Raw genomic sequence first — 24,725 nt, forward strand, 5'->3', positions numbered from 1 at the left:
CAGCCCACGGCGCGACGATGGCGCGCGCACCCTGCTCAGTCCCGCGGCGCAACGACGGCGCCCCGCAGCGTGCTCAGTCCTGCGGCGCGACGATGGCGCCGCGCCACAGCAGCACCGCCGCCTGCGCAACGATCCCTTCCTGGCGCCCTTCGAAGCCCAGCTTCTCGTTGGTCTTGGCCTTGACGTTGCAGCGGCCGGCCGCGATGCCCAGATCCTCGGCCAGATTGGCCACCATCGCACCGATATGCGGCGCCAGCTTCGGCGCCTGCGCGATCACCGTCGCATCGACATTGCCCACTTCGTAACCGGCCTCGCGCACGCGCCGCACCGCCTCGCGCAGCAGCGCGCGGCTGTCAGCGCCGGCAAAGGCCGGATCGGTATCGGGGAAGTGCCGGCCGATGTCGCCCAGCCCCGCGGCGCCGAACAAGGCGTCGGTGATCGCATGCAGCAAGGCATCGGCATCGGAATGGCCGAGCAGGCCGCGGTCGTGGGGGATCTCCACGCCGCCGAGCACCAGCTTGCGGCCCGGCACCAGCGCGTGCACGTCGTAGCCTTGTCCCACGCGGATATCGAAGGGCATCATCGCGATCGGTCTCCAGAAGAACCAGAAGAGGGAGCGGCTGACGAGCCGCCGAGCAGGACTTCGGCGAGCGCGAAGTCCTCGGGATAGGTCACCTTGAAATTGCGCAGCGAGCCGTTGACGAGCCGCGGCTTCAGGCCCAGCCGCTCGATCGCGCTGGCCTCGTCGGTCACGACCGCGCCGCTGGCGAGCGCGTCTTCCAGCGCCTGGCGCAGGACGCCGACGCGGAACATCTGCGGGGTCTGCGCCTGCCACAGCCCTTCGCGCGGCACGGTGCCGCCGATGCGGGATGGCTGCGGGGGCTGCAAGGACTGCGAAGACTGGGACGGCCGGGAAGATTGCGACGGCTCGCTCGGAGGCGGCGGCCCGGCCTCCGCGCGCTTGAGCGTATCGGGCACCGGCACCGCCAGGATGCCGCCGATCGCCGCGTCGGGACCGTCGCCATCGTCCCCTTCCACCGCGCGGATCAGCGTATCGATCATCAGCGGCGTCAGCCCGGGCCGCGCGGCATCGTGCACCAGCACCCAGTCCTGATCCTCGGCGCCCAGCTGGACCAGATGCCGCAGCCCGTTGAGCACCGATTCATGGCGCGACTGGCCGCCGACGAAGGCCGTATCAAAGCGCAGTCCGGCAAAGGCCGCCGAGCCGAAGCGCGCCTCCAGCGGCAGATCGTCGGGCGCGAGCACCAGCGCGGTGGCGCTGATCGACTCGCACGCCGAGAACGCGGCCAGCGCGTACCAGATCATCGGATGGCCGGCCAGCTCGCGATACTGCTTGGGCAGGCCGCCACCCGCGCGACTGCCGCTGCCGGCACAGGGAATCAGGGCAAAACGTCGTTCGGACATGCGGCGGACTTGCGGATAAGGGAAGGTGCGAACGTGGCCGGAGTGCGGCCGGATTGCGGCCGGCATGCAGCCGGCCTGCACCGGGAATGCGGCGCCGGCATGCGACGCCGGATGGCCGGGCGCTGCGCATTCTATAATACGACCCTCTTCTCGACACCCCCGCCCGCGCTGCCGGCGGGGTGTCGTCGTTTGAACCGAACCGCTTTATGTCCGACGCCAAATCGCCTTCCGCGCTCCCCGTTTCCACTCAGCTGCCGCTGGTCAAGGCCGGCCAGCGCCATCAGATCGCCGGCCTGCACGGCTCGGCCGATGCGCTGGCGCTGGCCGCCTATGCCCGCGCCCACCACGGCCAGATGCCGATGCTGGCGGTGATGTGCGCCAACGCGGTCGACGCGCAGCGGCTGGCCGACGAGATCCCGTGGTTCGCGCCGGAGCTGCGCGTGCGCGTGCTGCCCGACTGGGAGACCCTGCCCTACGACAGCTTCTCGCCGCACCAGGACCTGGTGTCGGAGCGCCTGGCGACGCTGCACGACATCCAGACCGGCCAGTGCGACGTGATGCTGGTGCCCGCGCAGACCGCGCTGTACCGGCTCGCGCCGCCGGCCTTCCTCGCCGCCTACACCTTCTTCTTCAAGCAGGGCGAACGGCTCGACGAGGCCGCGCTGAAGGCGCAGTTCACGCTGGCCGGCTACGAGCACGTCAGCGCGGTGATGCGGCCCGGCGAATACAGCGTGCGCGGCGGCCTGATCGACCTGTTCCCGATGGGCTCGGCGCTGCCGTACCGGATCGACCTGTTCGGCGACGAGATCGAGACCATCCGCGCCTTCGATCCGGACACGCAGCGCAGCCTCTATCCGGTCAAGGAGGTGCGCCTGCTGCCCGGCCGCGAATTCCCGCTCGACGAGGCCGCGCGCACCGCGTTCCGCGGCCGCTGGCGCGAGGTGTTCGAGGGCGACCCGAGCAAGTCGCCAATCTACAAGGACATCGGCAACGGCGTGCCGTCGGCCGGCATCGAGTATTACCTGCCGCTGTTCTTCGACGCGGCGGCGACGCTGTTCGACTACCTGCCGGCCGGCACGCAGCTGGCCTATGTCGGCGCGATCGACGAGGCGATCCGCCGCTTCTGGACCGATACGCAGCAGCGCTACGACTTCATGCGGCACGATCGCGAGCGGCCGCTGCTGCCGCCCGCGCAGTTGTTCCTGAACGAGGAGCAGTTCTTCAGCGCCGCCAAGCCGCTGGCGCGGCTGGTGCTGCAGGAAGGCCCGGCCGGCGCCGACGCCGCTCCGCTGTCGGCCGCGCTGCCCGACGTCTCGGTCAATCGCCGCGCCGAGGACCCGCTGGTCAATCTCGAGGCGCTGCTGCTGCGCAAGCAGGCTCGCGTGCTGATGTGCGCCGATTCGGCGGGCCGCCGCGAGACGCTGCTGCAGCTGTTCGCCGACAGCGGCCTGCGTCCGCATCCGGTCGAGGATTGCGCGGCCTTCCTCGCCGGCGACGCGCCGTTCGCGATCGCGGTGGCGCCGCTGCAAAGCGGCTTCGCGCTGCCGCCGATGGACGGCCAGCCGGGCCTGGCCTTCGTCACCGAGGCCGAGCTCTATGCGAATACCGCGCGCCGCGCCGGCCGCCGCAAGCAGGAGCAGGCCAGCAGCGTCGACGCGATGGTGCGCGACCTGGCCGAGCTGAAGATCGGCGACCCGGTCGTGCACAGCGAGCATGGCATCGGCCGCTACCAGGGCCTGGTCACGCTCGACATGGGCCAGGGCGACGAGGAATTCCTGCATCTGGACTACGACAAGGGCAGCAAGCTGTATGTGCCGGTCCACCAGCTGCACGTGATCTCGCGCTATTCGGGTGCCGATCCGGAGACCGCGCCGCTGCATTCGCTCGGCTCCGGCCAGTGGGACCGCGCCAAGCGCCGCGCCGCGCAGCAGATCCGCGATACCGCGGCCGAGCTGCTGAACCTGTACGCGCGCCGCGCGCTGCGCGAGGGCCATGCGTTCGCGCTGGCGCCGAAGGACTACGAGACCTTCGCCGAGAGCTTCGGTTTCGAGGAGACGCCGGACCAGGCCGCGGCAATCGCCGCGGTGATCGCCGACATGACCTCGGGCAAGCCGATGGACCGGCTGGTCTGCGGCGACGTCGGCTTCGGCAAGACCGAGGTGGCGCTACGCGCGGCCTTCGTCGCGGTGATGGGCGGCAAGCAGGTGGCGATGCTGGCGCCGACCACGCTGCTCGCAGAGCAGCATTTCCAGACGCTGTCGGACCGCTTCGCCGACTGGCCGGTGCGCATCGTCGAGCTATCGCGCTTCAAGACCAAGAAGGAGGTCGACGCGGCGATCAAGCAGATCAACGACGGCACCGTCGATATCGTGATCGGCACGCACAAGCTGCTGTCCGACGACGTGCGCTTCCAGCGGCTGGGACTGGTCATCATCGACGAGGAACACCGCTTCGGCGTGCGCCAGAAGGAAGCGCTGAAGACGCTGCGGGCCGAGGTCGACGTGCTGACGCTGACCGCGACGCCGATCCCGCGCACGCTGGGCATGGCGCTCGAAGGGCTGCGCGACTTCTCGGTGATCGCCACCGCGCCGCAGAAGCGGCTGGCGATCAAGACCTTCGTGCGGCGCGAGGGAAGACGGCGTGCTGCGCGAGGCCATCCTGCGCGAGCTCAAGCGCGGCGGCCAGGTCTACTTTCTGCACAACGAGGTCGAGACCATCGAGAACAAGCGCGCGCGGCTGGCCGAGCTGGTGCCCGAGGCGCGCATCGCGGTGGCGCACGGGCAGATGCACGAGCGCGAGCTCGAACGTGTGATGCGCGATTTCGTCGCGCGGCGCGCCAACATCCTGCTGTGCACGACCATCATCGAGACCGGCATCGACGTGCCGTCGGCCAACACGATCCTGATCCACCGCGCCGACAAGTTCGGCCTGGCGCAGCTGCACCAGCTGCGCGGCCGCGTCGGCCGCTCGCACCACCAGGCCTACGCCTATCTGCTGGTGCACGATCCGGAAGGGCTGACCAGGCAGGCACAGCGCCGGCTCGAGGCGATCCAGCAGATGGAGGAACTCGGTTCGGGCTTCTACCTGGCGATGCACGACCTGGAAATCCGCGGCGCCGGCGAGGTGCTGGGCGACAAGCAGTCGGGCGAGATCCACGAGATCGGCTTCCAGCTGTACACCGACATGCTGAACGCCGCGGTCAAGGCGCTGAAGGCCGGCAAGGAGCCGGACCTGATGGCGCCGCTGGCGGCCACCACCGAGATCAACCTAGGCACGCCGGCGCTGCTGCCGAGCGACTACTGCACCGACGTGCACGAGCGGCTGTCGCTGTACAAGCGGCTGGCCAACTGCGAGCGTCCCGAGCAGGTCGACGACATCCACGAGGAGCTGGTCGACCGCTTCGGCCGCCCGCCGGCGCAGGCGCAGGCGCTGATCGAAACGCACCGGCTGCGCATCGCCGCGGTGCCGCTGGGCGTGCGCAAGATCGACGCCGGCGAGGCCTCGATCAGCGTGCAGTTCGTGCCCAACCCGCCGATCGATGCGATCCGCATCATCGACCTGGTGCAGAAGAACCGGCATATCAAGCTGGCCGGTCAGGACAGGCTGCGCATCGAGGCGAAGATGCCGGACGTGGCGGTGCGCGCGCAGACGATCAAGCAGACGCTGCGGCAGCTGGCTTGAGGGGCGGCGGAGGCCGGTTGCCCTCTCGCCGACGCTCTGCCCGACCCTCTCGCCGACCCTCTCCCCCATGCGGGAGAGGGAGCCGGTTTGCGGCGCTTCGGCAGAGGCCGACGCCGGCAGCAGGCGCCCCTCTCCCGCCCAGCGGGAGAGGGGTCGGGGAAGAGGGCTAGCGGAGCGGCAAAGTGGACCCCGGCACATATCCAGGTGTAGGATCGGACATCCATCAGCGTGATCCTGCCGCATGCCAGCCCATATCCCTGCCCCCGCCGACACCGCCCCCGACGCCCTCGCCGACGCCACCACGGACGCCCTCGCCGACGCCCCCGAACACTCCGCCCTCGACTGGACCCGCCGGCTGATCGAATTCGACACCACCATCCGCGAGTCCAATCTCGGCCTGATCGAAACGGTGCGCGACCACTTCGTGGCCCGGGGCCTGAAGCCCCACCTGAGCTACAACCCGCAGCGCAACAAGGCCAACCTGCATGTGACCGTGCCCGCCGCCGACGGCAGCGAGCAGCGCGGCATCGTGCTGTCGGGGCATACCGACGTGGTGCCGGTGGACGGCCAGGACTGGAGCACCGATCCATTCCGCCCGGCGCTGCGCGACGGCAAACTCTACGGCCGCGGCGCCTGCGACATGAAGGGCTTCATCGGCACCAGCCTCGCGCTGCTGCCCACGCTGCTGCAGGCACGGCTGCGCGAACCGGTGCACTACGCGCTGTCGTTCGACGAGGAGGTCGGCTGCATGGGCGCGCCCTATCTGATCGACGACCTGCGCGAGCGCGGCATCCAGCCGGCCGGCTGCATCGTCGGCGAGCCGACCAGCATGCGGGTGATCGTCGCCCACAAGGGCATCAACGCCTATCGCTGCTGCGTCAGGGGCCAGGCCGCCCATTCCTCGCTGACGCCGCGCGGCGCTCAACGCGATCGAATACGCGGCGCGGCTGATCTGCTTCATCCGCGATCTGGCCGACGAGTTCCGCGCCAAGGGTCCGTACGACGAGGCCTTCGATGTGCCCTTCACCACCGCGTCGACCGGCACCATCCAGGGCGGTATCGCGCTGAACACGATCCCGGCGCTGTGCGAGTTCGTGTTCGAGTACCGCAACCTGCCGGGCGTCGATCCCGAAGCGATCCGCGCGCGCATCGAGGCCTATGCCAACGACGTGCTGCTGCCCCGCATGCGCGCCGAGCATGCCGACGCGGACCTGAGCATCACGCGCATCGCCGCGGCGCCGGCGCTCGATGCCGCCGAGCGCGACGCGATCACGCAGCTGGTGCGCGCGCTGACCGGCGACAACGCGATCAGCAAGGTGGCCTACGCCACCGAGGGCGGCCTGTTCCAGCGTGCCGGCATCCCGGCCGTGGTCTGCGGCCCCGGCGACATCCAGCAGGCCCACAAGGCCGACGAGTTCGTCGCGCTGGAGCAGCTCGCGCAATGCGAGGCCTTCCTGCACAAGGTCGTCGACAGCCTGCGCATCGTGGCCTGACGGTTCCCGCCGCCACGCCACGCCACCAAGACACAGCAAGACACCCGAGACACCCACTCCCGGAGGCGCATCGCGCCTCCTCACCGATGGCCTGAACGGCCGGGCCGCCGATGGCCCGGCCGCATCGACAAGGGGCACGCAGAGGCCCCGTTGCAACACGTGTCGCGACCCGTGTCGCAGCACGTGTCGCGACATCGGCCGCAACGCCGGCCGCAACACCGACCACAACGACATCAAAGGAGAACTCGACATGGCAGCACGCCGCTCCCCCGCTTTCGCCCGCTCCCGACGCTTCCTGCCGCCGCCGGCCGCCATCCCGGCGCTGGCCGCGGCGGCCAGCCTGCTGTGCGGCTCGGCCCTGGTCTCGCCTGCGTTAGCGCAGACCGCGACGCCGGCCGCATCGGCTGCAACACCATCCGCGACATCGGCTGCAACGCCGTCCGCCACACCGGCCGCGGCCTCGCCGGGCCAGGCGAGCACCGGCGATCCCGCCCTGCACGCGCAGATCGAGACGCGCGCCAAGGCCGCCGAGGCACGCCTGATCGCCTGGCGCCGCGACATCCACCAGCACCCGGAGCTCGGCAACTACGAGACGCGCACCGCGAAGCTGGTGGCCGACCATCTGCGCAAGCTCGGCATGGAGGTCAAGACCGGCGTCGCCAAGACCGGCGTGGTGGGCCTGCTCAAGGGCGGCAAGCCGGGACCGGTGGTGGCGCTGCGCGCCGACATGGACGCGCTGCCGGTCAAGGAGCGCGTCGACGTGCCGTTCGCCTCGAAGGCCAAGGGCAAGTACCTCGGCAAGGAGGTCGACGTGATGCACGCCTGCGGCCACGACACCCACGTCGCGATTTTGATGGCGACCGCCGAGGTGCTGGCCGGCATGAAGGACCAGCTGCCCGGCACGGTCAAGTTCATCTTCCAGCCGGCCGAGGAAAGCCCGGCGGACATCGAGCCGGACGGCACCAATATCTGGGGCGCCAAGCAGATGGTGGCCGAGGGCGTGCTGGAGAACCCGAAGGTCGATGCGATCTTCGGCCTGCATGTCAGCAGCGGCATCGAGTCCGGCAAGCTGGCCTGGCGCAGCGGCCCGGCGATGGCCGCCGCCGACCAGTTCTGGATCGACGTCAAGGGCCGCCAGACCCATGGCGCGCGTCCGTGGGGCGGCATCGATCCGATCGTGGTGTCGTCACAGATCGTGCTCGGCCTGCAGACCATCCAGAGCCGGCAGGTCAATGCGATGCTCGAGCCCTCGGTGATCACGGTGGGCACGATCCATGGCGGCAACCGCATGAACATCGTGCCGGAGAAGGTCGAGATGATGGGCACCATCCGCACCTATGACGAAGGCATGAAGAAGGACATCCATGCGCGCATGAAGCGCACCACCGAATCGATCGCGGCCAGCACCGGGGCCGAGGCGACCTTCCGCGTGGTCGAGCTCTACAACGCCACCGTCAACCAGCCAGCGCTGACCGAGAAGATGGCGCCGACGCTCAAGCGCGTGGCCGGCGACGGCAACTGGATGCTGGCGCCCAAGGCGACCGCCTCGGAGGACTTCTCGTTCTACCAGGAGAAGGTACCGGGGCTGTTCTTCAATCTGGGCGTGACGCCGAAGGGCACCGACGTCACCAAGGCGCCGTCGAACCACTCGCCGGAGTTCTACGTCGATGAGCCGGCGCTGATCAACGGCGTGCGGGCGCTGTCGAACCTGACGGTCGACTTCATGACGATGGCGCAGCGCTGATCGGCATGGCGCAGGGGCAGGCGCGGGGCGATTACAATAGCGTCCTTTCACCGTCCCCCGTGCCCTGCACCGTCGTCCCCCGCGCATGCGGGGGCCGGCGGCTTCGGCGCCGCTGCCGGCCGAACAAGCCGCTGGATCGCTGCCTGCGCGGGGACGACGCAAGATTCCAACTTCTCTCATGCCCCTGATCGTCCAAAGCCTGCAACCCATCGCCTCCGCGGATATCGACGCGCTGCGCATCCTTGCCGACGCGCCCGGACTGAGCCTGCGTGGCGACACCGTCGCCAGCGCCGAGGCCTGCGCGCCGCTCGACGCGCGGCTGCGCGATGCGCTGGAGGCGTTCTGCGAGCCGCGCCGGCTCGACTGGGCCGTGCTGCCGACGCACCGGAAGCTGTCGGACTTCCGGCTGGTGGCGATGGACATGGATTCGACGCTGATCACGATCGAGTGCATCGACGAGATCGCCGATTTCTGCGGGCTGAAGGCCGAGGTCTCGGCGATCACCGAGGCCGCCATGCGCGGCGAGATCACCGACTTCAACGAAAGCCTGCGGCGCCGCGTCGCGCTGCTCAAGGGGTTGGATGCCGGCGTGCTGGACCGCGTCTACGAGGAGCGGCTGCGGCTGTCGCCGGGCGCGGAGCGGATGCTGGAGGCCGCCCGCGCCGCGGGCCTGCGCACGCTGCTGGTGTCGGGCGGCTTCGTCCACTTCACCGAAAAACTGAAGGCCCGTCTGGGCCTGGACTTCACCCGTGCCAATACGCTGGAGATCGTCGACGGCAAGCTGACCGGCCGCGTCGAAGGCGAGATCGTCAATGCCGAGGTCAAGGCCCGCACCGTGCGCGAGACCTGCGAGGCGATCGGCGCCGATTCGCAACAGGCGATCGTGATGGGCGACGGCTCCAACGACCTGAAGATGATGGCCATCGCCGGCCTGTCGGTCGCCTTCCGCGCCAAGCCCGTGGTACGCGCGCAGGCCAGCGTGGCGTTCAATCATGTCGGGCTGGACGGGTTGCTGAATCTGTTCGCGGATTGATCTCCTTCGGCCGGCTGCTGCCGGCCCACCCTGTAGTCCCCCCCGGTAGTCCCACCGGTAGTCCCCGGGTAGTCCCCGGGTAGTCCCCGCCGCCGCTCTGCCCACTCCCCCCATGTGGGCAGGGTCCGGGAGATGGCGACCTCCGCCTGCAGCCCCTTCCCCCGTCTACCAATACATTGCAAACAATATCAATAACTTGCATCGCCAAATACGAATCATTACCATTTGTGTTTTGAATTCCGTAACAAAATCTTGCGATGCAACTCTTTGCCGCTCTCCTCGGCCTGGCGGGCGCTGCCTGCCTGTATCTGGCCGGTCCCAATCAGGTGCTGCTGCGCCAGCCGCCCCAACGCCGCATGATGGTGTGGCTCGGCATCGTGCTGACGTGCTCCGGCGCTGTGGGCTGGTCGGTCGAGCACAGCTGGCCCTCGTCCATCGCCGCGACGCTGGCCACGCTCGGCACCGGCCTGTCGCTGTGGCCCTTCCTCGGCTGCTATCTGCACAAGCGCCGCGGCGGCGAGGAGGCGGCATGAACGGCGGCATCGGCACCAAATGGCTGGCCGGCACGCTGCTCGGCTTCCCGCTGTCGCTGGCGGTCTGCACGCTCGCCATCCTGTGGCTGCCGGGCGGCTGGCAGAGCGGCATCATCGGCGCGGTGACCGCCAGCCTGCCGCTGTGGGTCGCCATCATCAGCACCAGCCTGCTGTTTTCCAGCAGCCGCGCAGCCTGGCTCTGGCTGGGCGCGGCCAACCTCGTCTGTTTCGGTGCGTTGTGGGGATTGCGGCTGATGGCCGTGCCCGGCGCGGCCGCGTAAGGAGTACCCCATGAAGGCTGCAACGCTGCGCGTTTTACCAGACGCTGCATACCTGGGTCGGCCTGATGGCCGGCTGGGCCTTGTTTATCGCGTTCTTCGCCGGCGCGATCACCGTGTTCCACCACGAGCTGCACGAGTGGCAGTCGCCGGCGCGCATCCGCGGCGAGACCCATACCGCCGCCAAGCCGTCGCCCGAGGATCTGGACCGCTTCGTCGCCGCGCTGGTCAAGGCCCATCCCGAGGCGGCGGCCAGCGTCTATATCGGCCTGCCGACCGAGGGCGAGCCGCACACCACCGCCTACTGGATGGACGCCAAGGGCGAGTGGCAGACCACCAACGAGGAGAAGCTCGGCGCGGGCCGGACCTCGCCGCAGGACACCTCGCTCGACGGCGTGCGCGGCGAGCTGTCGAACTTCCTGAACGCCCTGCACTACACGCTGGGCCTGCCGATGCAGGTCGGCATGCACTTCATGGGGGGTGGTGTCGGTGCTGTACGGGCTGGCGCTGGTCTCCGGCGTGCTGCTGCACCTGCCGCGGCTGAAGAAGGACCTGTTCGCCGTGCGCCCGGGCCGCAACCTGAAGCGCTTCTGGATGGACGCGCACAACGTGATCGGCCTGTTCAGCCTGCCCTTCCATCTGGTCATCGCGATCACCGGCGCGCTGTTCTGCGTGTCGATGACGCTGGCGATGGCCTTCAACGTGCTGACCTTCGACGGCAAGCTGATGTCGGCGCTGCCGACCGCGATGTCGTCGGTGCCCGAGGTGCAGGCGGCCGGCAAGCCGGCGCCGCTGATGCCGGCGCGCGAGCTGATCGAGATCGCGCAGCGCACCGCCGGCGAGGGCTTCAAGCCCAATTCGGTGCGCTACCAGCGCGTGGGCGACGCCAATGCGCTGATCGAGGTGCGCGGCGACAGCGAGCGCGCGCTCGGCAACTTCGGCTCGGTGGGCATCCACGCCGCCGCCGGCCAGCCCGACAGCGGCCGCGTGATCGCCAACCAGACCGCCAGCGGACGCGACGCGAACCACGGGCTGTACAGCGCCCTGTTCGCGCTGCATTTCGGCACCTACGGCGACCTGGCGCTGCGGCTGGTCTATCTGATCGCCGGGCTGGCCGGGGCCTTCCTGTTCTACTCGGGCAACCTGCTGTGGATCGAATCGCGCCGCAAGGCGCGCCAGGCCGAGCAGCCGCGCGTGCACCGGCTGCTGGCGCAGGCCACCGTCGGCGTCTGCATCGGCTGCTGCGTCGGCGTGGCGGTGGCCTTCACCGGCGCGCTGCTGTGGCCGGAGCGTCCGTCGTCCTTCGTCTACTTCCCGGTGTTCTTCGCCGCGCTGGCCTGGGCGCTGCTGCGCCCCCCGGTGCGCGCGGCGATCGAGCTGCTGTACGTGGCGGCGCTGGCCTACCTGGTGGTGCCGGTCGCCAACGCCATCCTGACCGGCGACCATCTGCTGCGCAGCGTGCAGCAAGGCGAATGGGCCGTGGCCGGCTTCGACATCGGCGCGCTGGTGTTCGCGGTCGGCTTCGTCGCGCTGGCGCGCGCCACGCAGCGCCGGGCACGGACCGGACCGGCGGATTCGGTATGGGCGCCGCGCCCGAGCCGCGGCGATCCCGGGCCGTCGGCCCCGCCGGTGGTCGACGCGCCGTGACGCTTGCCGCGCCAGCCGCGCCGATCATGTCCATCGTGCCGATCATGTCGTTCATCCAGATCGCGCCCAGCATGCCGATCGTGCAGATGATGCCGATCTCGCCAACCGCTCCACCCGAGGCGCGGCGGGACTGGTCGGCGCCCCGATTGGCGATCTGATCGGCGCCCTGGCCGGCGCCATTCGCAGCGCCCCGCCCCACTAGAACCACACCCCCAACCCAATTTGCACTGCTCTCAGGCGCACGCGGTTCTCCGCGGCGTCCGGGGAGCCGTGCGCGTTCGCACAACAAACGAAGAGGAAACGAGCCATGTCCACCCCCCGCCGCAGCCGCCCCGCGCTGACACCGCTGGCGCGCCAGCTGGCCCTGATCGTCGCCGTCGGCGGCGCCGCCGCGCCGGTGCTCGCGCAGACCGCCACCGCCGGCACCACTGCCAGCACCACCGCAAGCCCCACGGCGACCGCTACCGCGCAAGCCGAGCTGCCGACCGTCCATGTCACCGCCGGCAGCGAGCCCGCCTATCGCGCCCGCGACGCCAGCACCGGCGCCCTCGGCGACAAGCCGCTGCAGGACACGCCGTTCTCGGTCTCGGTGGTGCCGCAGGAGCTGATCGAGAACCGCCAGGCCATCACGCTGGGCGACGTGTTCCGCGGCGATCCGTCGGTCGCGCCGATCGGCGACGGCTATATCGGCGAGTCGGCGGGTTTGACCATCCGCGGCCTGCATCTGGACCTGCTCGAGGGCTACAAGATCGACGGCCTCGCCATCCCGAACTGGGGCAGCGACGTGCCGCTCGAACACTTCGAACGCGTCGAGCTGCTCAAGGGCCTGGGCGGCTTCATGTACGGCTTCGGCGCGCCCGGCGGCATCGCCAACTTCGTCACCAAGCGCCCCACCTCGAAGTTCGCCGGCAGCGCGTCGCTCGGCTATGTCTCCGATGGCGTGCTGCGCGAGGCGATCGACGTCGGCGGCCGCTTCGGCGCCAACGACATGTTCGGCGCGCGCGTCGGCTTCGTGCACGAGGAAGGCGATACCTTCGTCGACGGCGGCCATATCAAGCGCGATTCCGCCTCGGTGGCGCTCGACGCCAGGCTGAGCCCCAACCTGCGCTGGTCGCTCGACGGCCTCTACCAGCAGCGCAACGTCAAGGGCGCCTACTACGGCATCATTCCGGGCCAGGACTTCGGCGCGCCGGTGACCGAGTTTGTCAACACGCCACGCACGCTCGACGGCAGCCAGCGTGTGGCCAGCAAGGGCACCTATTACGAGACCGAGATCAAGAGCATCGGCACCGAGCTCAACTGGGGCTTCGCCGACGACTGGAACCTGCGCACCTCGTACCGCTTCACGCAGCAGAATCGCGGCAATGCCGACAGCGCGATCCTGCTGCTGGACAACGCCGGCAACTACGCCGAGAACCAGTACAGCTCGTATTCGCGCTACCACTACCAGCACGCGCAGACGATGGCGACCGGCAAGGTCCGCACCGGCGGCATCGAGCACGACATCGCCGCGGGCCTGTCGTGGCAGAGCCTGGTGCAGAACTGGGGCAGCTTCAGCGGCGGCGGCGTCATCGGCTTCGGCAATCTGTACGATCCGGGCCAGTTCGTGCCGACCGGGCTGCCGCTGTCGCGCGTGCCGTCGTCGGACGTGCTATACCGCGCCTCGAAGATCGAGCAGAAGTCGGTCTTCTTCAGCGACACCATCAAGTTCAACGAGCAGTGGTCGGTGTTGGCCGGCCTGCGCTACACCCGCTACGACCAGACCGGCTACACGCCGGAGGGCGCGATCTCTAGCACCTACAAGAAGTCGCCCGTGACGCCGACCGTCGCGCTGATGTACAAGCCGGTGCAGCCGCTGACGCTGTACGGCAGCTATGTCGAATCGCTGGAGGCCGGCGGCTCCGCGCCGCTGACCGCGCGCAACGCGGGCGAAGTGTTCGGCCCGCTGAAGAGCCGCCAGTACGAGATCGGCGCCAAGGCAGAACTGGAGGACTGGACGCTGAACGCGGCGCTGTTCCAGATCCAGCGCGGCCTGAATTACCTGCGCAACGACAACGTCTACACGCAGGACGGCGAAACCCGCTACCGCGGCATCGAGCTGTCGGCGCGCGGCAAGCTGGCGCGCGACTGGACGCTGATGGGCGGCGTCACGCTGCTCGATTCGGAGAACGTCGAGGCCTCGCCCGACGTGCTGGGCAAGCGCGCCTACAGCGCGCCGACCTTCAAGGCCACCGCCTATGTCGAGTACGCGGTACCGCCGGTGCCGGGCCTGGTGCTGAGCGCCGGCGGACAGTACGTGTCGAAGATGGCGCTCGAGGCCAACAACAGCAACTGGGTGCCGGCGTACCACACCTTCGATGCGGGCATCCGCTACTCGACGAAACTGGGCAAGACGCCGGCGGTGTTCCGGCTGGTGGTCGACAACCTGACCAACGAGAAGTACTGGCTGCCGAGCTACGGCTTCATCCTGACCCAGGGCGCGCCGCGCACGGTGCGGGCCAGCGCGACGTTCAGCTTCTGAGGCTGCGAACGCGGCCCGGCGGAGGGTTTGTCCGGCGGGCCCGCGAATGTGGGATGCCAAGCGGCCCTCGGGCAGGATGCTGGGCCCTCCCCTTCGCGCGGACGACCTGCACCGGTCGCAGACGATTCCGCGCCCCGGTCAACCGATCAGCTTCGCCTCCATCGCCGCCTTCAGGTCGGCGATCAGGTCGCGCGTATCTTCCAGCCCGATATAGAGCCGCACCAGCTCGCCGGCGTCCTGCCAGCCGGCGGGCGGCCAGCTGCCGGCCGGGCGCATGGTCTGCACGTGATATGGCACGGCCAGGCTGTGCGCCCCGCCCCAGGACCAGCCGATCGAGAACAGCCGCAGCGCTTCGACGAAGGCGTCGACCTGGGCGCGCGGATAGCGCGCGCGCAGCACCACCGCGAACAGGCCGCTGGCGCCAGAGAAGTCGCGGCGCCAGAAGGCGTGGCCGGGGCAGTCGGGCAAGGCCGGATGCAGTACCCTGGCGACCTCGGGCCGCTGCGCCAGCCACTCGGCCACCTCGCGGGCGGCGCGGTCGTGCGCCGCGAGCCGCACCGGCATGCTCGGCAGCGAGCGCAGCACCAGGTAGCAGTCGTCGGCCGACACGCCCCAGCCCATCAGCATGCGCACGCGCTTGATGCGCTGGTAGAGCTTCTCGTCGCGGCACAGCACCGCGCCCATCAGCACGTCGCTGCCGCCCGACTGGTACTTGGTCAGCGCCTGCACGGAAATATCGATGCCCTTTTCGAAGGGCCGGAAATAGAGGCCGGCCGACCACGTGTTGTCGATCGCCGTCAGCACGCCGCGCGTCCTGGCGGCGGCGACGATGGCCTCGCTGTCGGGCACTTCCATCGTCACCGAGCCCGGCGCCTCCATCCAGATCAGCCGCGTATTGGGCTGGATCAGCTCGGCGATGCCGGCGCCGATCATCGGGTCGTAGGGCCGCACGGTGATGCCGAAATCGCGCGCCAGCCATTCGCCGTGCTCGCGATTGGGACCGTAGACGTTGTACGGCACCAGCACGTCGTCGCCGGCCTTGAGCAGCGCGAAATAGACCAGCGAGATCGCGCCCAGGCCCGACGGCAGCAGCAAGGCGTGGCTGGCGCCTTCGAGCATCGCCAGATGCTGGCACAGCGCCTCGCTGGTCGGCGTCGCGTGGATGCCGTAGCGCCAGTAGGTGGTGGCCCCGTCGCCATGCGCGCGCAGCTCGGCGAGATTGCGGAACACCACGGTGGAGCCGCGCTGGGTCGGCTGGGAGAAGGAGGCGAAACCGGGGGGGAACCTGCAGGGGCGGCTGCACCGCCAGCGTCTGCACGTAGCAGTCGGGCGTTGCGGCGGGATCGTTGTCGTTCGGGGGAAGCGGCGTTCGTATCGGTCAGGGGACGGTCGGACACGGCGGATTCCTTGTCTGGCGAGTGCGGATAGAGCCTCCGAGCTTACCAGCAATGACGGCGGCGCCGCCATGGGGCCGATGGCCGCTGCGCGGCCCGCCGCGCTTAACGTGCTTGATCGGCTTGACGTGCTTGACCCGCTTGTGCGGCGTGACCGCTTGATCTGCTCAAGCCGCTTGGCCCGCTTGAGCCCTTGAGCCCTTGAGCCCTTGAGCCCTTGAGCCCTTTGAGCCCCTTGAGCCCCTTGAGCCCCTTGAGCCCCTTGAGCCCCTTGAGCCCCTTGAGCCCCTTGAGCCCCTTGAGCCCCTTGAGCCCCTTGAGCCCCTTGAGCCCCTTGAGCCCCTTGAGCCCCTTGAGCCCCTTGAGCCGCTTAACGCTTGCGGTCTTCGACGATCCCCGAGCGCGGCGGCGGCGGTCCGTAGACCACGCCGCTGTTGGGCGTCATGTCGATCGACGGCACCGCGACCACGCCGTCGGGACCGACATAGACGGGCATTTGCTGGCCGGAAGGATAAGGCTGGGGCGGCGGCAGGGCCGGCACCGCCGGGACCGCCGGCATGCCGCGGGCGGCGTCGCGCTGGCGTTGCGCCGGCGCCTTGGGGTTGCCGTCAGCGGTGCCGGTGCCTGTGCGGGCGCCATTACCGACACCATTACCGCCGCCAACGCCCGCGCGCGGCGGCGACGCGGTCGACAGCACCGTGTCGCCGGCCGCGGCGGCCGGCGCGGACCACGCCAGCACGGCGGCGGCCGCGACCCCGGCCGCGCCGATCGCTGCAACCAGGCCTGCCACGCGCCGCCGGCTCATGGTCAGATCCGCTCGAAGATCGCGGCGATGCCCTGGCCGCCGCCGATGCACATCGTCACCAGCGCATAGCGGCCCTGCACCCGCTGCAGCTCGTACAGCGCCTTGACCGTGATCAGTGCGCCGGTGGCGCCGATCGGGTGGCCCAGCGAGATGCCCGAGCCGTTCGGATTGACCTTCTGCGGGTCCAGGCCGAGCGCCTTGTTGACCGCGCAGGCCTGCGCGGCGAACGCCTCGTTGGCTTCGATCACGTCCAGATCGGCGACCGACAGGCCGGCGCGCTCCAGCGCCTTGCGCGTGGCCGGCACCGGGCCGATGCCCATGGTCTTCGGGTCGACGCCGGCATGGCCGTACGACACCAGCCGCGCCAGCGGCTTCAGGCCGCGCCGCTCGGCGACGCTGCGCTCCATCAGCACGACCGCGGCCGCACCGTCGTTCAGGCCCGACGCATTGCCGGCCGTCACGGTGCCGTTCTCCTTGACGAAGACCGGCTTGAGCCTGGACATGTCCTCGGCCTTGGCATCGTGGCGCACATGCTCGTCGGTATCGAAGACGACGTCGCCCTTGCGCGACTTCAGCGTGACGGGAAGGATCTGCTCCTTGAAGCGCCCTTCGCGGATCGCGGCCGAGGCGCGGCGATGCGATTCCAGCGCGGCCTCGTCCTGCTGCGCGCGGCTGATGTCGTATTCGCGCGCGACGTTTTCGGCCGTCACGCCCATGTGGATCGAATGGAAGGGGTCGTGCAGCGCGCCCAGCATCATGTCGAGCAGCCTGGCGTCGCCCATGCGCGCGCCCCAGCGTGCCGCCGGGGCCAGATACGGCGCGCGGCTCATGCTTTCGGCGCCGCCGCCGATGGCGACATCGGCGTCGCCCAGCATCACGGTCTGCGCCGCGCTGACGATGGCCTGCAGGCCGGAGCCGCACAGCCGGTTGACCGTCAGGGCCGGCGCGTCGATCGACACCCCGCCGTCCACCGCCGCCACACGCGCGAGATACATGTCGCGCGGCTCGGTCTGAATCACGTTGCCGAACACCACGTGGCCGACTTCGTCGCCCTGCACGCTCGCGCGGGCCAGGGCCTCGCGCACCACCATCGCGCCGAGCTCGGTCGGGGACAGGTCTTTCAGGCTGCCGCCAAAGGTTCCGATCGGGGTCCGTACGCCGCTGACCACCACCACTTCACGGGTCATGTCTGTCTCCATTGGGTAATGTTGCACCGCAAAGTATAGTCCTGCGGTCCATTTTCCGAACGATCGTACTTTTACCTAATGTCGGCACGGCGGCCGGGGCCCGGCTGGCATGCCGGAAGCGTTACGCCACCGCCTCGCCCCACAGGTCGTGGCCGTCGGCGCCGGTGATCCGCACCGAAACGAATTCGCCCGTCTTGTAGCGCTGGTACGGCTTCGCGGGCGGATCGATATAGACCAGGCCGTCGATCTCGGGCGCATCGGCGGCCGAGCGGCCGATGCCGCCATCCTGGTTGACCTCGTCGACCAGCACGCGCAGCGTCTGACCGACCTTGCGCTGCAGGCGCGCGGCCGATACGGCCTCGGCGACTTCCATGAAGCGCGCACGGCGCTCCTCGCGGACCTCGTCCGGCAGCGCACCAGGCAGGTCGTTGGCGGTGGCGCCCTCGACCGGTGAGTAGGCGAAGCAGCCGACGCGGTCGAGCTCGGCCTCGGCGATGAAGTCGAGCAGCGTCTGGAATTCGGCCTCGGTCTCGCCCGGGAAGCCGGCGATGAAGGTGCTGCGGATGGTCAGGTCCGGGCAGATCTCGCGCCAGGCACGGATCCGCTCCATGGTCTTCTCGGCGTTGGCCGGGCGCTTCATCCGCTTGAGCACGTCCGGGTGCGCGTGCTGCAGCGGCACGTCCAGATACGGCAGCACATGGCCGTCGTTCATCAGCGGGATGATCTCGTCGACGTGCGGATACGGATAGACGTAGTGCAGCCGCACCCAGGCGCCGTACTCGCGCGCCAGCTCGCCCAGCGCGCCGACCAGTTCGGTCATGCGCGTCTTCAGCGGGCGGCCGTTCCAGAAGCCGGTGCGGTACTTGACGTCGACGCCGTAGGCGCTGGTGTCCTGCGAGATCACCAGCAGTTCCTTGACGCCCGACTTGAACAGGTTCTCGGCCTCGAGCATCACCTCGGCGACCGGGCGCGACACCAGGTCGCCGCGCATCGACGGAATGATGCAGAACGAGCAGCGGTGATTGCAGCCTTCGGAAATCTTCAGGTAGGCGTAGTGCTTGGGCGTCAGCTTGATGCCGGCGGGCGGCACCAGATCGATGAAGGGGTCGTGCGGCTTGGGCAGGTGCGTGTGCACCGCCTGCATGACCTCGCCCAGCGCATGCGGGCCGGTGACGGCCAGCACCTTCGGATGCACGCTGGTGACGATATCGTTGCCGCCGGCGTCCTTCTTGGCGCCGAGGCAGCCGGTGACGATCACCTTGCCGTTCTCGGTCAGCGCTTCGCCGATCGCGTCCAGGCTCTCCTGCACCGCCTCGTCGATGAAGCCGCAGGTATTGACGACCACCAGGTCGGCGCCGTCATAGGTGCCGCTGATGGCATAACCCTCGGCACGCAGCTGGGTGATGATCTGTTCGGAATCGACGAGGGCCTTGGGGCAGCCGAGTGATACGAAGCCCACCTTCGGCGTGGTGGCAGCCGCGCCAGGGACGGCGCCGGCGGAAGACGAGGACGGAGAGGACGACTGAGACGACATGGATTTCGCGGTGTGGGGGGGCGCGCCTTTGGGTGGCGCGCGCTGTCTTGGGCCGCGACCTGCCATCCCGAAGACGGCCGTGGCGGCGGAACGACCGCGATTCTACCCCGAGACCACCGCGTCGGCAGGCGGGCGCCGCGGCCCGCCGTTACTGCAAAGCTACTGCAGTGGACGCCGTCGCCGCTCAGCCCTGGCCGGTCTTCTTGTTGTTGTCCGGCTGGTTGAACGGGAAATTGCCGAACATGTTCTTGGCCTGGTTCTGCATCTGCTCCTGCATCTGCACGAACAGGTTCTTGCTCTGCTCGATGTAGTTGCTCATCATGCCCTGCATCATCGGCGCCTGCATGTTCATGAATTGCGACCACATGTCGGGGCTGAAGGCCTCGCCCGAATACAGGCCCTTGGAGTTCTCGGCCAGCTTGTTCTGGATGTCGATGAAGGCCTGGATGTTCTTCTCCAGGTAGGTGCCCATCATGCCCTGCATCGCGTGGCCGTAGAAGCGGATGATCTGCGACAGCATCGCGCTGGAGAACATCGGCACGCCACCGGTTTCTTCCTCGAGGATGATCTGCAGCAGGATGCTGCGCGTCAGTTCGTCCCCGACTTGGCGTCGACGACCTTGAACTCCTCGTTGTCCATCACGAGCTGCTTGACATCGGCTAGGGTGATATAGGTGCTGGTCTGCGTGTCGTAGAGCCGGCGATTGGGATATTTCTTGATCAGTCGCTCTGCGCCTTTCTTGGTGGTGGCCATCGGTGCTCTATCCTTTTGTAATCCGCTGCCGGTGCGCTGACGCCGCAGCCCGTGCTCGTGCGGCACGGTCGATCGTTCGCTGTTGCACCGCATGCCGTGCAGTGCGCAATCCGGCAACGCTTGCGGCGCGGGGCCGACCCGCCGGCCAAGGGCGCGATCCATGTCGAATTTCCGGATGTCCCAAATTGGTGCCGACGGCGTTGATTTCCTGATTCTATGCTTAACAAGGCACTGTGAAAAGGCGCGGGCGCTAAGGAAAACCCGCAAGCAAACGCGCGAAATCGCCGGGTAAAAAAGGGAAAAAGCAGGGGAAAAAAGCGAGGTGCGAGAGCCGGCCGCGCGCACGCGCCGGCACGGTGCTGCGGCGCGTCCAACGCAGCGCAACACCGGCCCGGGCCATGTCGGCGTCGGGCCGGTGCTGGACCGATGTCAGGCCAGCGTCGGGCCGGCATAGCGCCGGCCCGGTCGGTCAGCCCATGTGCAGGCCGCCGTTCAGCGAGAAGTCGGCACCGGTGGCGAAGCCCGATTCCTCGGAGGCCAGCCAGGCGCAGATCGAGGCGATCTCTTCCGGCTGGCCCAGGCGCTTGACCGGGATCGTGCCGACGATCTTGTCGAGCACGTCCTGGCGGATCGCCTTGACCATATCGGTCGCGATATAGCCCGGCGACACCGTGTTGACCGTCACGCCCTTGGTCGCCACTTCCTGCGCCAGCGCCATCGTGAAGCCATGCAGGCCGGCCTTCGCGGTCGAGTAGTTGGTCTGGCCGAACTGCCCCTTCTGCCCGTTGACCGACGAGATATTGACGATCCGGCCCCAGCCGCGATCCGCCATGCCGTCGATCACCTGCTTGGTGACGTTGAACAGCGAGGTCAGGTTGGTATCGATCACCGCGTCCCAGTCGGCGCGCGTCATCTTGCGGAACACCACGTCGCGCGTGATGCCCGCATTGTTGATCAGCACATCGACCTCGCCGACCTCGGCCTTGACCTTGTCGAACGCGGCCTTGGTGGAATCCCAGTCGGCCACATTGCCTTCGGAGGCAATGAAGTCGAAGCCGAGCGCCTTCTGCTGTTCCAGCCAGCGTTCACGGCGCGGCGAATTGGGGCCGCAGCCCGCGACCACGCGATAGCCTTCCTTGGCCAGGCGCTGGCAGATCGCGGTACCGATGCCGCCCATGCCGCCCGTTACGTATGCAATGCGCTGAGTCATATCCACTCCTAATCAGATTCTTGTTATCGACGCCGGCGCGCCGGACGGACGGCGCCATGCCGCCCGCATCCACACCCTGCCCGCCGGCACACCCCTCCTCACCGTTCCACGGCGAGCGCCACTCCCATGCCGCCGCCGATGCACAGCGACGCCAGGCCCTTCTTTGCATCGCGCCGCTTCATCTCGTGCAGCAGCGTCACCAGAATGCGGCAGCCGGAGGCGCCGATCGGATGGCCGATCGCGATCGCGCCGCCATTGACGTTGACCTTGTCGGTGTCCCAGCCCATCTGCTTGTGCACCGCCAGCGCCTGCGCGGCGAAGGCCTCGTTGATCTCCATCAGGTCCAGGTCCTGCACGCTCCAGCCGGCGCGCGACAGGCAGCGCTGCGAGGCCGGCACCGGGCCCATGCCCATCACCTTCGGATCGACGCCGGCGTTGGCGAAGGCGCGGATCGTGGCGAGCGGGGTCAGGCCCAGCTCGCGCGCCTTGGCGGCCGACATCACCACCACCGCGGCGGCGCCGTCGTTGATGCCCGAGGCATTGGCCGCGGTCACGGTGCCGGCCTTGTCGAAGGCCGGCTTCAGGCCCGCGATGCTCTCCAGGGTGGCGCCGTGGCGCACGAACTCGTCGGTGGCGAAGGCCAGCGGCTCGCCCTTGCGCTGCGGGATCATCACGGGGACGATTTCCTCGTCGAAGCGCCCGGCCTTCTGCGCGGCCTCGGCCTTGTTCTGCGAGCTGACCGCGAACTCGTCCTGGGCCTCGCGCGAGATGCCGTATTCCTTGGCCACGTTCTCGGCGGTGATGCCCATGTGGTACTGGTTGTAGACGTCCCACAGGCCGTCGACGATCATCGTGTCGATCAGCTTGGCGTCGCCCATGCGGAAGCCGTCGCGCGAGCCCGGCAGCACGTGCGGCGCCGCGCTCATGTTCTCCTGGCCGCCGGCCACGACGATCTCGGCATCGCCCGAGGCGATCGCGTTGGCGGCGAGCATCACGGCCTTCAGGCCCGAGCCGCACACCTTGTTGATCGTCATCGCGGGGACCATATGCGGCAGCCCGGCCTTGATCGCCGCCTGGCGCGCCGGGTTCTGTCCCGAGCCGGCGGTCAGCACCTGGCCCATGATCACTTCGCTGACCTGCTCCGGCTTGACGCCGGCGCGCTCGAGCGCGGCCTTGATGACGATGGCGCCCAGTTCGGGGGCCGGCACCTTGGCCAGCGACCCGCCGAATTTGCCTACCGCGGTGCGTGCGGCCGATACGATCACAACGTCAGTCATGTTCAGTCCTCTCAATGGAATACGGATACTGCGATTCAGGAAGTCGATGTCGCTGTCTGTCGGTTTCGATGTCGATGTCGATGCCGGGGCGCGGACGGGAAGCGGCCGATGAAGGCGGTCGCCCTGGGCGGCTTGCCGGTCCGGTGTTCTCCCCCTCTCGCGTTGCCCCGGTTGCCTAGGCCTTGGCCTTGACGTAGCGGCCCGGCGCCGGCTCGATGGCCGGATAGTCGCGGCTGCCGTACTGGGTCGGTGCCGCCTTTTTCGCGCCGGCGTGCTTGCCGAGCCAGGCAAACCAGTCCGGCCACCAGCTGCCCGGCGCCTCGGTCGCGCCGGCGAACCAGTCGTTCGGACTGTCGGGCAGGTCCTCGTTGAGCCAGTGGCTGCGTTTCTTCTTCGCCGGCGGATTGATGACCCCGGCGATATGGCCGGAGGCGCCCAGCACGAAGCGCAGGTCGTTGGACAGCAGCCGTGTCGACGCATACGCCGCGGTCCACGGCACGATATGGTCCTCGCGCGAACCATACAGATAGGTCGGCACGTCGATCTTGCCCAGGTCGACCGGCACGCCGCAGACGGTCAGCTTGCCCGGCACCTTCAGTTCGTCCTGCAGATAGGTATGGCGCAAATACCAGCAATACCAGGGACCGGGCAGATTGGTGGCGTCGCCGTTCCAGAACAGCAGGTCGAACGGCACCGGCGTATTTCCCTTCAGATAGTTGTCGACCACGTAGTTCCAGACCAGATCGTTCGGCCGCAGGAACGAGAACGTGTTGGCCAGCTCGATGCCGCGCAGCAAGGCACAGGGCGCGCCGGCCGCGCCGCCGAGCGTGGCTTCGCGCAACTGCACGTGCGCTTCGTCGACGAAGACGTCGAGCACACCGGTGTCCGAGAAATCGAGCAGCGTGGTCAGCAGCGTCAGGCTCTGCGCGGGACGCTCGCCGCGGCCGGCCATCACCGCGAGCGCGGTCGAGACAATGGTGCCGCCGACGCAGAAGCCCAGCACGTTGATGCGGTCCTGCCCGCTGATCGCGCGCGACACCTCGATCGCGCGGATCGCGCCGTGCTCGATGTAGTCGTCCCAGGTACGCGCCGCCATGCTCGCATCGGGATTGCGCCACGACACCAGAAACACGGTATGACCCTGCTCGACGATATGGCGCACCAGCGAGCTCTCCGGCTGTAGGTCGAGGATGTAGTACTTGTTGATGCAGGGCGGCACCATCAGCAGCGGGCGCGCATGCACCTTGGCGGTCAGCGGCTTGTACTGCAGCAGCTGGAAGTATTCGTTCTCGTAGACCACCGCGCCCTCGGTGATCGCGACATTGCGGCCGACCTCGAAGGCCGACTCGTCGGTCTGCGAGATCTTGCCGCGCGTCAGGTCCTCGAGCATGTTGCGCAGGCCCGCACGCAGCGATTCACCGTTCGACTCGATCAGGCGCCGCTGCGCCTCGGGATTGGTGGCGAGAAAATTGGCCGGCGACATCGCGTCGACCCACTGCGCCACGGCAAAACGGATGCGCTGCCGCGTCTTGGCATCGGCCTCGACGGCGTCGGCCATTTCGCTCATCGCGCGCGCGGTCAGCAGATAGAAGGCGGCGGCGTAGCGATACGGCGCATTGCTGCGCCAGGCATCGCCGGCAAAGCGCCGGTCGGTCAGTTGCACCTGCTGCTGGTCGCCTGCCGCCATCGCGCGCCACAGGTCGGTGAAACCCTGCATGAAGCGCTGCTGGATCTCGGCCAGTTGGGCCGGGGCAATCTTGATACCGGGAAATGCACCGCCGGGAAATCCGGCACCGGGGAATGCGCCGCCGGGGGAATGCGGCCCCGGGGAATGCGGCCCCGGGGAACCCACCCCACGCGGCAAACGCTTCCGCGCCCGGCATGCCGCCGGCCGCCCGGCCATTGGCTTGGGCCTGCCTGGACCACTCCAGCCATGTCGCTGGATCGAATGGCCCCGGCGTCGATGAAAACGGTGTGGTCTTGTCTTCCTGTCCGGAAGTTGCCGCGCCTTTGCCGGTCGCCATGATGTCGTGTCTCTCTGCCGTCTGATGAGTGAGCCGGCCCGGAACGCCGTTCTGCGATTCGCTCCGGGAGAACCGGCACGCGTCGCGCTCCTCCGGCCACGGAGCGCGTGCGGTATGCTTGCCGAATGACGGCCAGCGCGCTTTCCACGGCATACCGTGGTGCGGGGGCGCTGCGGACCGCACAGT

General features: G+C 68.8%; 15 protein-coding genes and 5 pseudogenes. 10 read left to right on the forward strand and 10 right to left on the reverse strand.

The features are described 5' to 3' along the window. Nucleotides 1–73: 73 nt before the first annotated feature. Nucleotides 74–583 carry a 2-C-methyl-D-erythritol 2,4-cyclodiphosphate synthase gene (gene ispF, locus OJJOAM_RS02275; protein ID WP_422648751.1) on the reverse strand — a complete coding sequence of 170 codons (510 nt, stop codon included), beginning with the start codon at nucleotides 581–583 and terminating at the stop codon, nucleotides 74–76. Beyond that, nucleotides 580–1,425 (reverse strand): IspD/TarI family cytidylyltransferase, encoded by an 846-nt coding sequence (locus OJJOAM_RS02280; protein ID WP_422648752.1) that lies wholly within the window; start codon nucleotides 1,423–1,425, stop codon nucleotides 580–582. The genes ispF and OJJOAM_RS02280 overlap by 4 nt, the downstream gene beginning before the upstream one ends. Nucleotides 1,426–1,631: 206 nt before the next feature. Between OJJOAM_RS02280 and mfd the strand changes: the two are divergent. The 10 genes and pseudogenes from mfd to OJJOAM_RS02330 all read left to right on the forward strand — a co-directional run bounded on the left by mfd (nucleotide 1,632) and on the right by OJJOAM_RS02330 (nucleotide 14,355). After that, nucleotides 1,632–5,106: pseudogene (mfd, locus tag OJJOAM_RS02285) on the forward strand (transcription-repair coupling factor). Nucleotides 5,107–5,347: 241 nt separating this feature from the next. Continuing rightward, nucleotides 5,348–6,037: pseudogene (locus OJJOAM_RS02290) on the forward strand (M20/M25/M40 family metallo-hydrolase); the annotation flags it as partial. Between the two features lie 37 nt (nucleotides 6,038–6,074). Next, complete coding sequence (locus OJJOAM_RS02295; RefSeq protein WP_422649473.1) at nucleotides 6,075–6,599, forward strand: M20/M25/M40 family metallo-hydrolase; 525 nt, start codon at nucleotides 6,075–6,077, stop codon at nucleotides 6,597–6,599. A 250-nt stretch (nucleotides 6,600–6,849) separates the two neighbouring features. Continuing rightward, nucleotides 6,850–8,343, forward strand: coding sequence for an amidohydrolase (locus tag OJJOAM_RS02300; protein WP_422648753.1), 1,494 nt, complete (start codon nucleotides 6,850–6,852; stop codon nucleotides 8,341–8,343). A 178-nt stretch (nucleotides 8,344–8,521) separates the two neighbouring features. Next, nucleotides 8,522–9,376, forward strand: coding sequence for a phosphoserine phosphatase SerB (serB, locus tag OJJOAM_RS02305; RefSeq protein ID WP_422648754.1), 855 nt, complete (start codon nucleotides 8,522–8,524; stop codon nucleotides 9,374–9,376). A 257-nt stretch (nucleotides 9,377–9,633) separates the two neighbouring features. Further along, complete coding sequence (locus OJJOAM_RS02310; RefSeq protein WP_422648755.1) at nucleotides 9,634–9,909, forward strand: hypothetical protein; 276 nt, start codon at nucleotides 9,634–9,636, stop codon at nucleotides 9,907–9,909. Continuing rightward, nucleotides 9,906–10,190, forward strand: coding sequence for a hypothetical protein (locus OJJOAM_RS02315; RefSeq protein WP_149318875.1), 285 nt, complete (start codon nucleotides 9,906–9,908; stop codon nucleotides 10,188–10,190). Before OJJOAM_RS02310 ends, OJJOAM_RS02315 begins: the two co-directional genes overlap by 4 nt. 10 nt (nucleotides 10,191–10,200) lie before the next feature. Beyond that, nucleotides 10,201–11,834, forward strand: a pseudogene (locus OJJOAM_RS02320) (PepSY-associated TM helix domain-containing protein). A 26-nt stretch (nucleotides 11,835–11,860) separates the two neighbouring features. Next, entirely contained in the window at nucleotides 11,861–11,992 is a 132-nt protein-coding gene (locus OJJOAM_RS02325) for a hypothetical protein (protein WP_422648756.1), read from the forward strand. A gap of 149 nt (nucleotides 11,993–12,141) precedes the next feature. Next, complete coding sequence (locus tag OJJOAM_RS02330) at nucleotides 12,142–14,355, forward strand: TonB-dependent siderophore receptor (protein ID WP_422648757.1); 2,214 nt, start codon at nucleotides 12,142–12,144, stop codon at nucleotides 14,353–14,355. A 138-nt stretch (nucleotides 14,356–14,493) separates the two neighbouring features. Here the strand turns inward: OJJOAM_RS02330 and OJJOAM_RS02335 are convergent. From OJJOAM_RS02335 to phaC, 8 genes and pseudogenes are all read right to left on the reverse strand, one after another. After that, a pseudogene (locus OJJOAM_RS02335) lies at nucleotides 14,494–15,664 on the reverse strand (cystathionine beta-lyase). 455 nt (nucleotides 15,665–16,119) lie between these two features. Continuing rightward, the gene (locus OJJOAM_RS02340) at nucleotides 16,120–16,554 is read right to left on the reverse strand and encodes a hypothetical protein (RefSeq protein ID WP_422648758.1); all 435 of its coding nucleotides are present in this window, start codon (nucleotides 16,552–16,554) and stop codon (nucleotides 16,120–16,122) included. Nucleotides 16,555–16,556: 2 nt separating this feature from the next. After that, complete coding sequence (gene bktB / locus OJJOAM_RS02345; RefSeq protein ID WP_422648759.1) at nucleotides 16,557–17,741, reverse strand: beta-ketothiolase BktB; 1,185 nt, start codon at nucleotides 17,739–17,741, stop codon at nucleotides 16,557–16,559. A 121-nt stretch (nucleotides 17,742–17,862) separates the two neighbouring features. Next, nucleotides 17,863–19,275, reverse strand: a complete 1,413-nt coding sequence (gene rimO / locus OJJOAM_RS02350) for a 30S ribosomal protein S12 methylthiotransferase RimO (protein WP_422648760.1) — start codon at nucleotides 19,273–19,275, stop codon at nucleotides 17,863–17,865. A gap of 184 nt (nucleotides 19,276–19,459) precedes the next feature. Next, nucleotides 19,460–20,028: pseudogene (gene phaR, locus OJJOAM_RS02355) on the reverse strand (polyhydroxyalkanoate synthesis repressor PhaR). 469 nt (nucleotides 20,029–20,497) lie between these two features. Beyond that, nucleotides 20,498–21,238: a 3-ketoacyl-ACP reductase gene (locus tag OJJOAM_RS02360; protein ID WP_149318881.1), complete on the reverse strand. Its 741-nt coding sequence runs from the start codon at nucleotides 21,236–21,238 to the stop codon at nucleotides 20,498–20,500. Between the two features lie 98 nt (nucleotides 21,239–21,336). Continuing rightward, the gene (locus OJJOAM_RS02365) at nucleotides 21,337–22,515 is read right to left on the reverse strand and encodes an acetyl-CoA C-acetyltransferase (protein WP_149318882.1); all 1,179 of its coding nucleotides are present in this window, start codon (nucleotides 22,513–22,515) and stop codon (nucleotides 21,337–21,339) included. A 175-nt stretch (nucleotides 22,516–22,690) separates the two neighbouring features. Beyond that, a complete protein-coding gene (gene phaC, locus OJJOAM_RS02370; protein ID WP_422648761.1) occupies nucleotides 22,691–24,418 on the reverse strand; it encodes a class I poly(R)-hydroxyalkanoic acid synthase in 1,728 nt (575 codons plus the stop codon). Between the last annotated feature and the right edge of the window lie 307 nt (nucleotides 24,419–24,725).

This window comes from Cupriavidus sp. H18C1 (assembly GCF_049311595.1).
In the GTDB taxonomy this organism is placed as follows: domain Bacteria; phylum Pseudomonadota; class Gammaproteobacteria; order Burkholderiales; family Burkholderiaceae; genus Cupriavidus; species Cupriavidus cauae.

Coding starts and splice junctions, on each gene's coding strand:
- ispF (WP_422648751.1), bottom strand. CDS start 583: ATGATGCCCTTCGATATCCGCGTGGGACAAGGCTACGACGTGCACGCG.
- OJJOAM_RS02280 (WP_422648752.1), bottom strand. CDS start 1,425: ATGTCCGAACGACGTTTTGCCCTGATTCCCTGTGCCGGCAGCGGCAGT.
- OJJOAM_RS02300 (WP_422648753.1), top strand. CDS start 6,850: ATGGCAGCACGCCGCTCCCCCGCTTTCGCCCGCTCCCGACGCTTCCTG.
- serB (WP_422648754.1), top strand. CDS start 8,522: ATGCCCCTGATCGTCCAAAGCCTGCAACCCATCGCCTCCGCGGATATC.
- OJJOAM_RS02310 (WP_422648755.1), top strand. CDS start 9,634: ATGCAACTCTTTGCCGCTCTCCTCGGCCTGGCGGGCGCTGCCTGCCTG.
- OJJOAM_RS02315 (WP_149318875.1), top strand. CDS start 9,906: ATGAACGGCGGCATCGGCACCAAATGGCTGGCCGGCACGCTGCTCGGC.
- OJJOAM_RS02325 (WP_422648756.1), top strand. CDS start 11,861: ATGTCCATCGTGCCGATCATGTCGTTCATCCAGATCGCGCCCAGCATG.
- OJJOAM_RS02330 (WP_422648757.1), top strand. CDS start 12,142: ATGTCCACCCCCCGCCGCAGCCGCCCCGCGCTGACACCGCTGGCGCGC.
- OJJOAM_RS02340 (WP_422648758.1), bottom strand. CDS start 16,554: ATGAGCCGGCGGCGCGTGGCAGGCCTGGTTGCAGCGATCGGCGCGGCC.
- bktB (WP_422648759.1), bottom strand. CDS start 17,741: ATGACCCGTGAAGTGGTGGTGGTCAGCGGCGTACGGACCCCGATCGGA.
- rimO (WP_422648760.1), bottom strand. CDS start 19,275: ATGTCGTCTCAGTCGTCCTCTCCGTCCTCGTCTTCCGCCGGCGCCGTC.
- OJJOAM_RS02360 (WP_149318881.1), bottom strand. CDS start 21,238: ATGACTCAGCGCATTGCATACGTAACGGGCGGCATGGGCGGCATCGGT.
- OJJOAM_RS02365 (WP_149318882.1), bottom strand. CDS start 22,515: ATGACTGACGTTGTGATCGTATCGGCCGCACGCACCGCGGTAGGCAAA.
- phaC (WP_422648761.1), bottom strand. CDS start 24,418: ATGGCCGGGCGGCCGGCGGCATGCCGGGCGCGGAAGCGTTTGCCGCGT.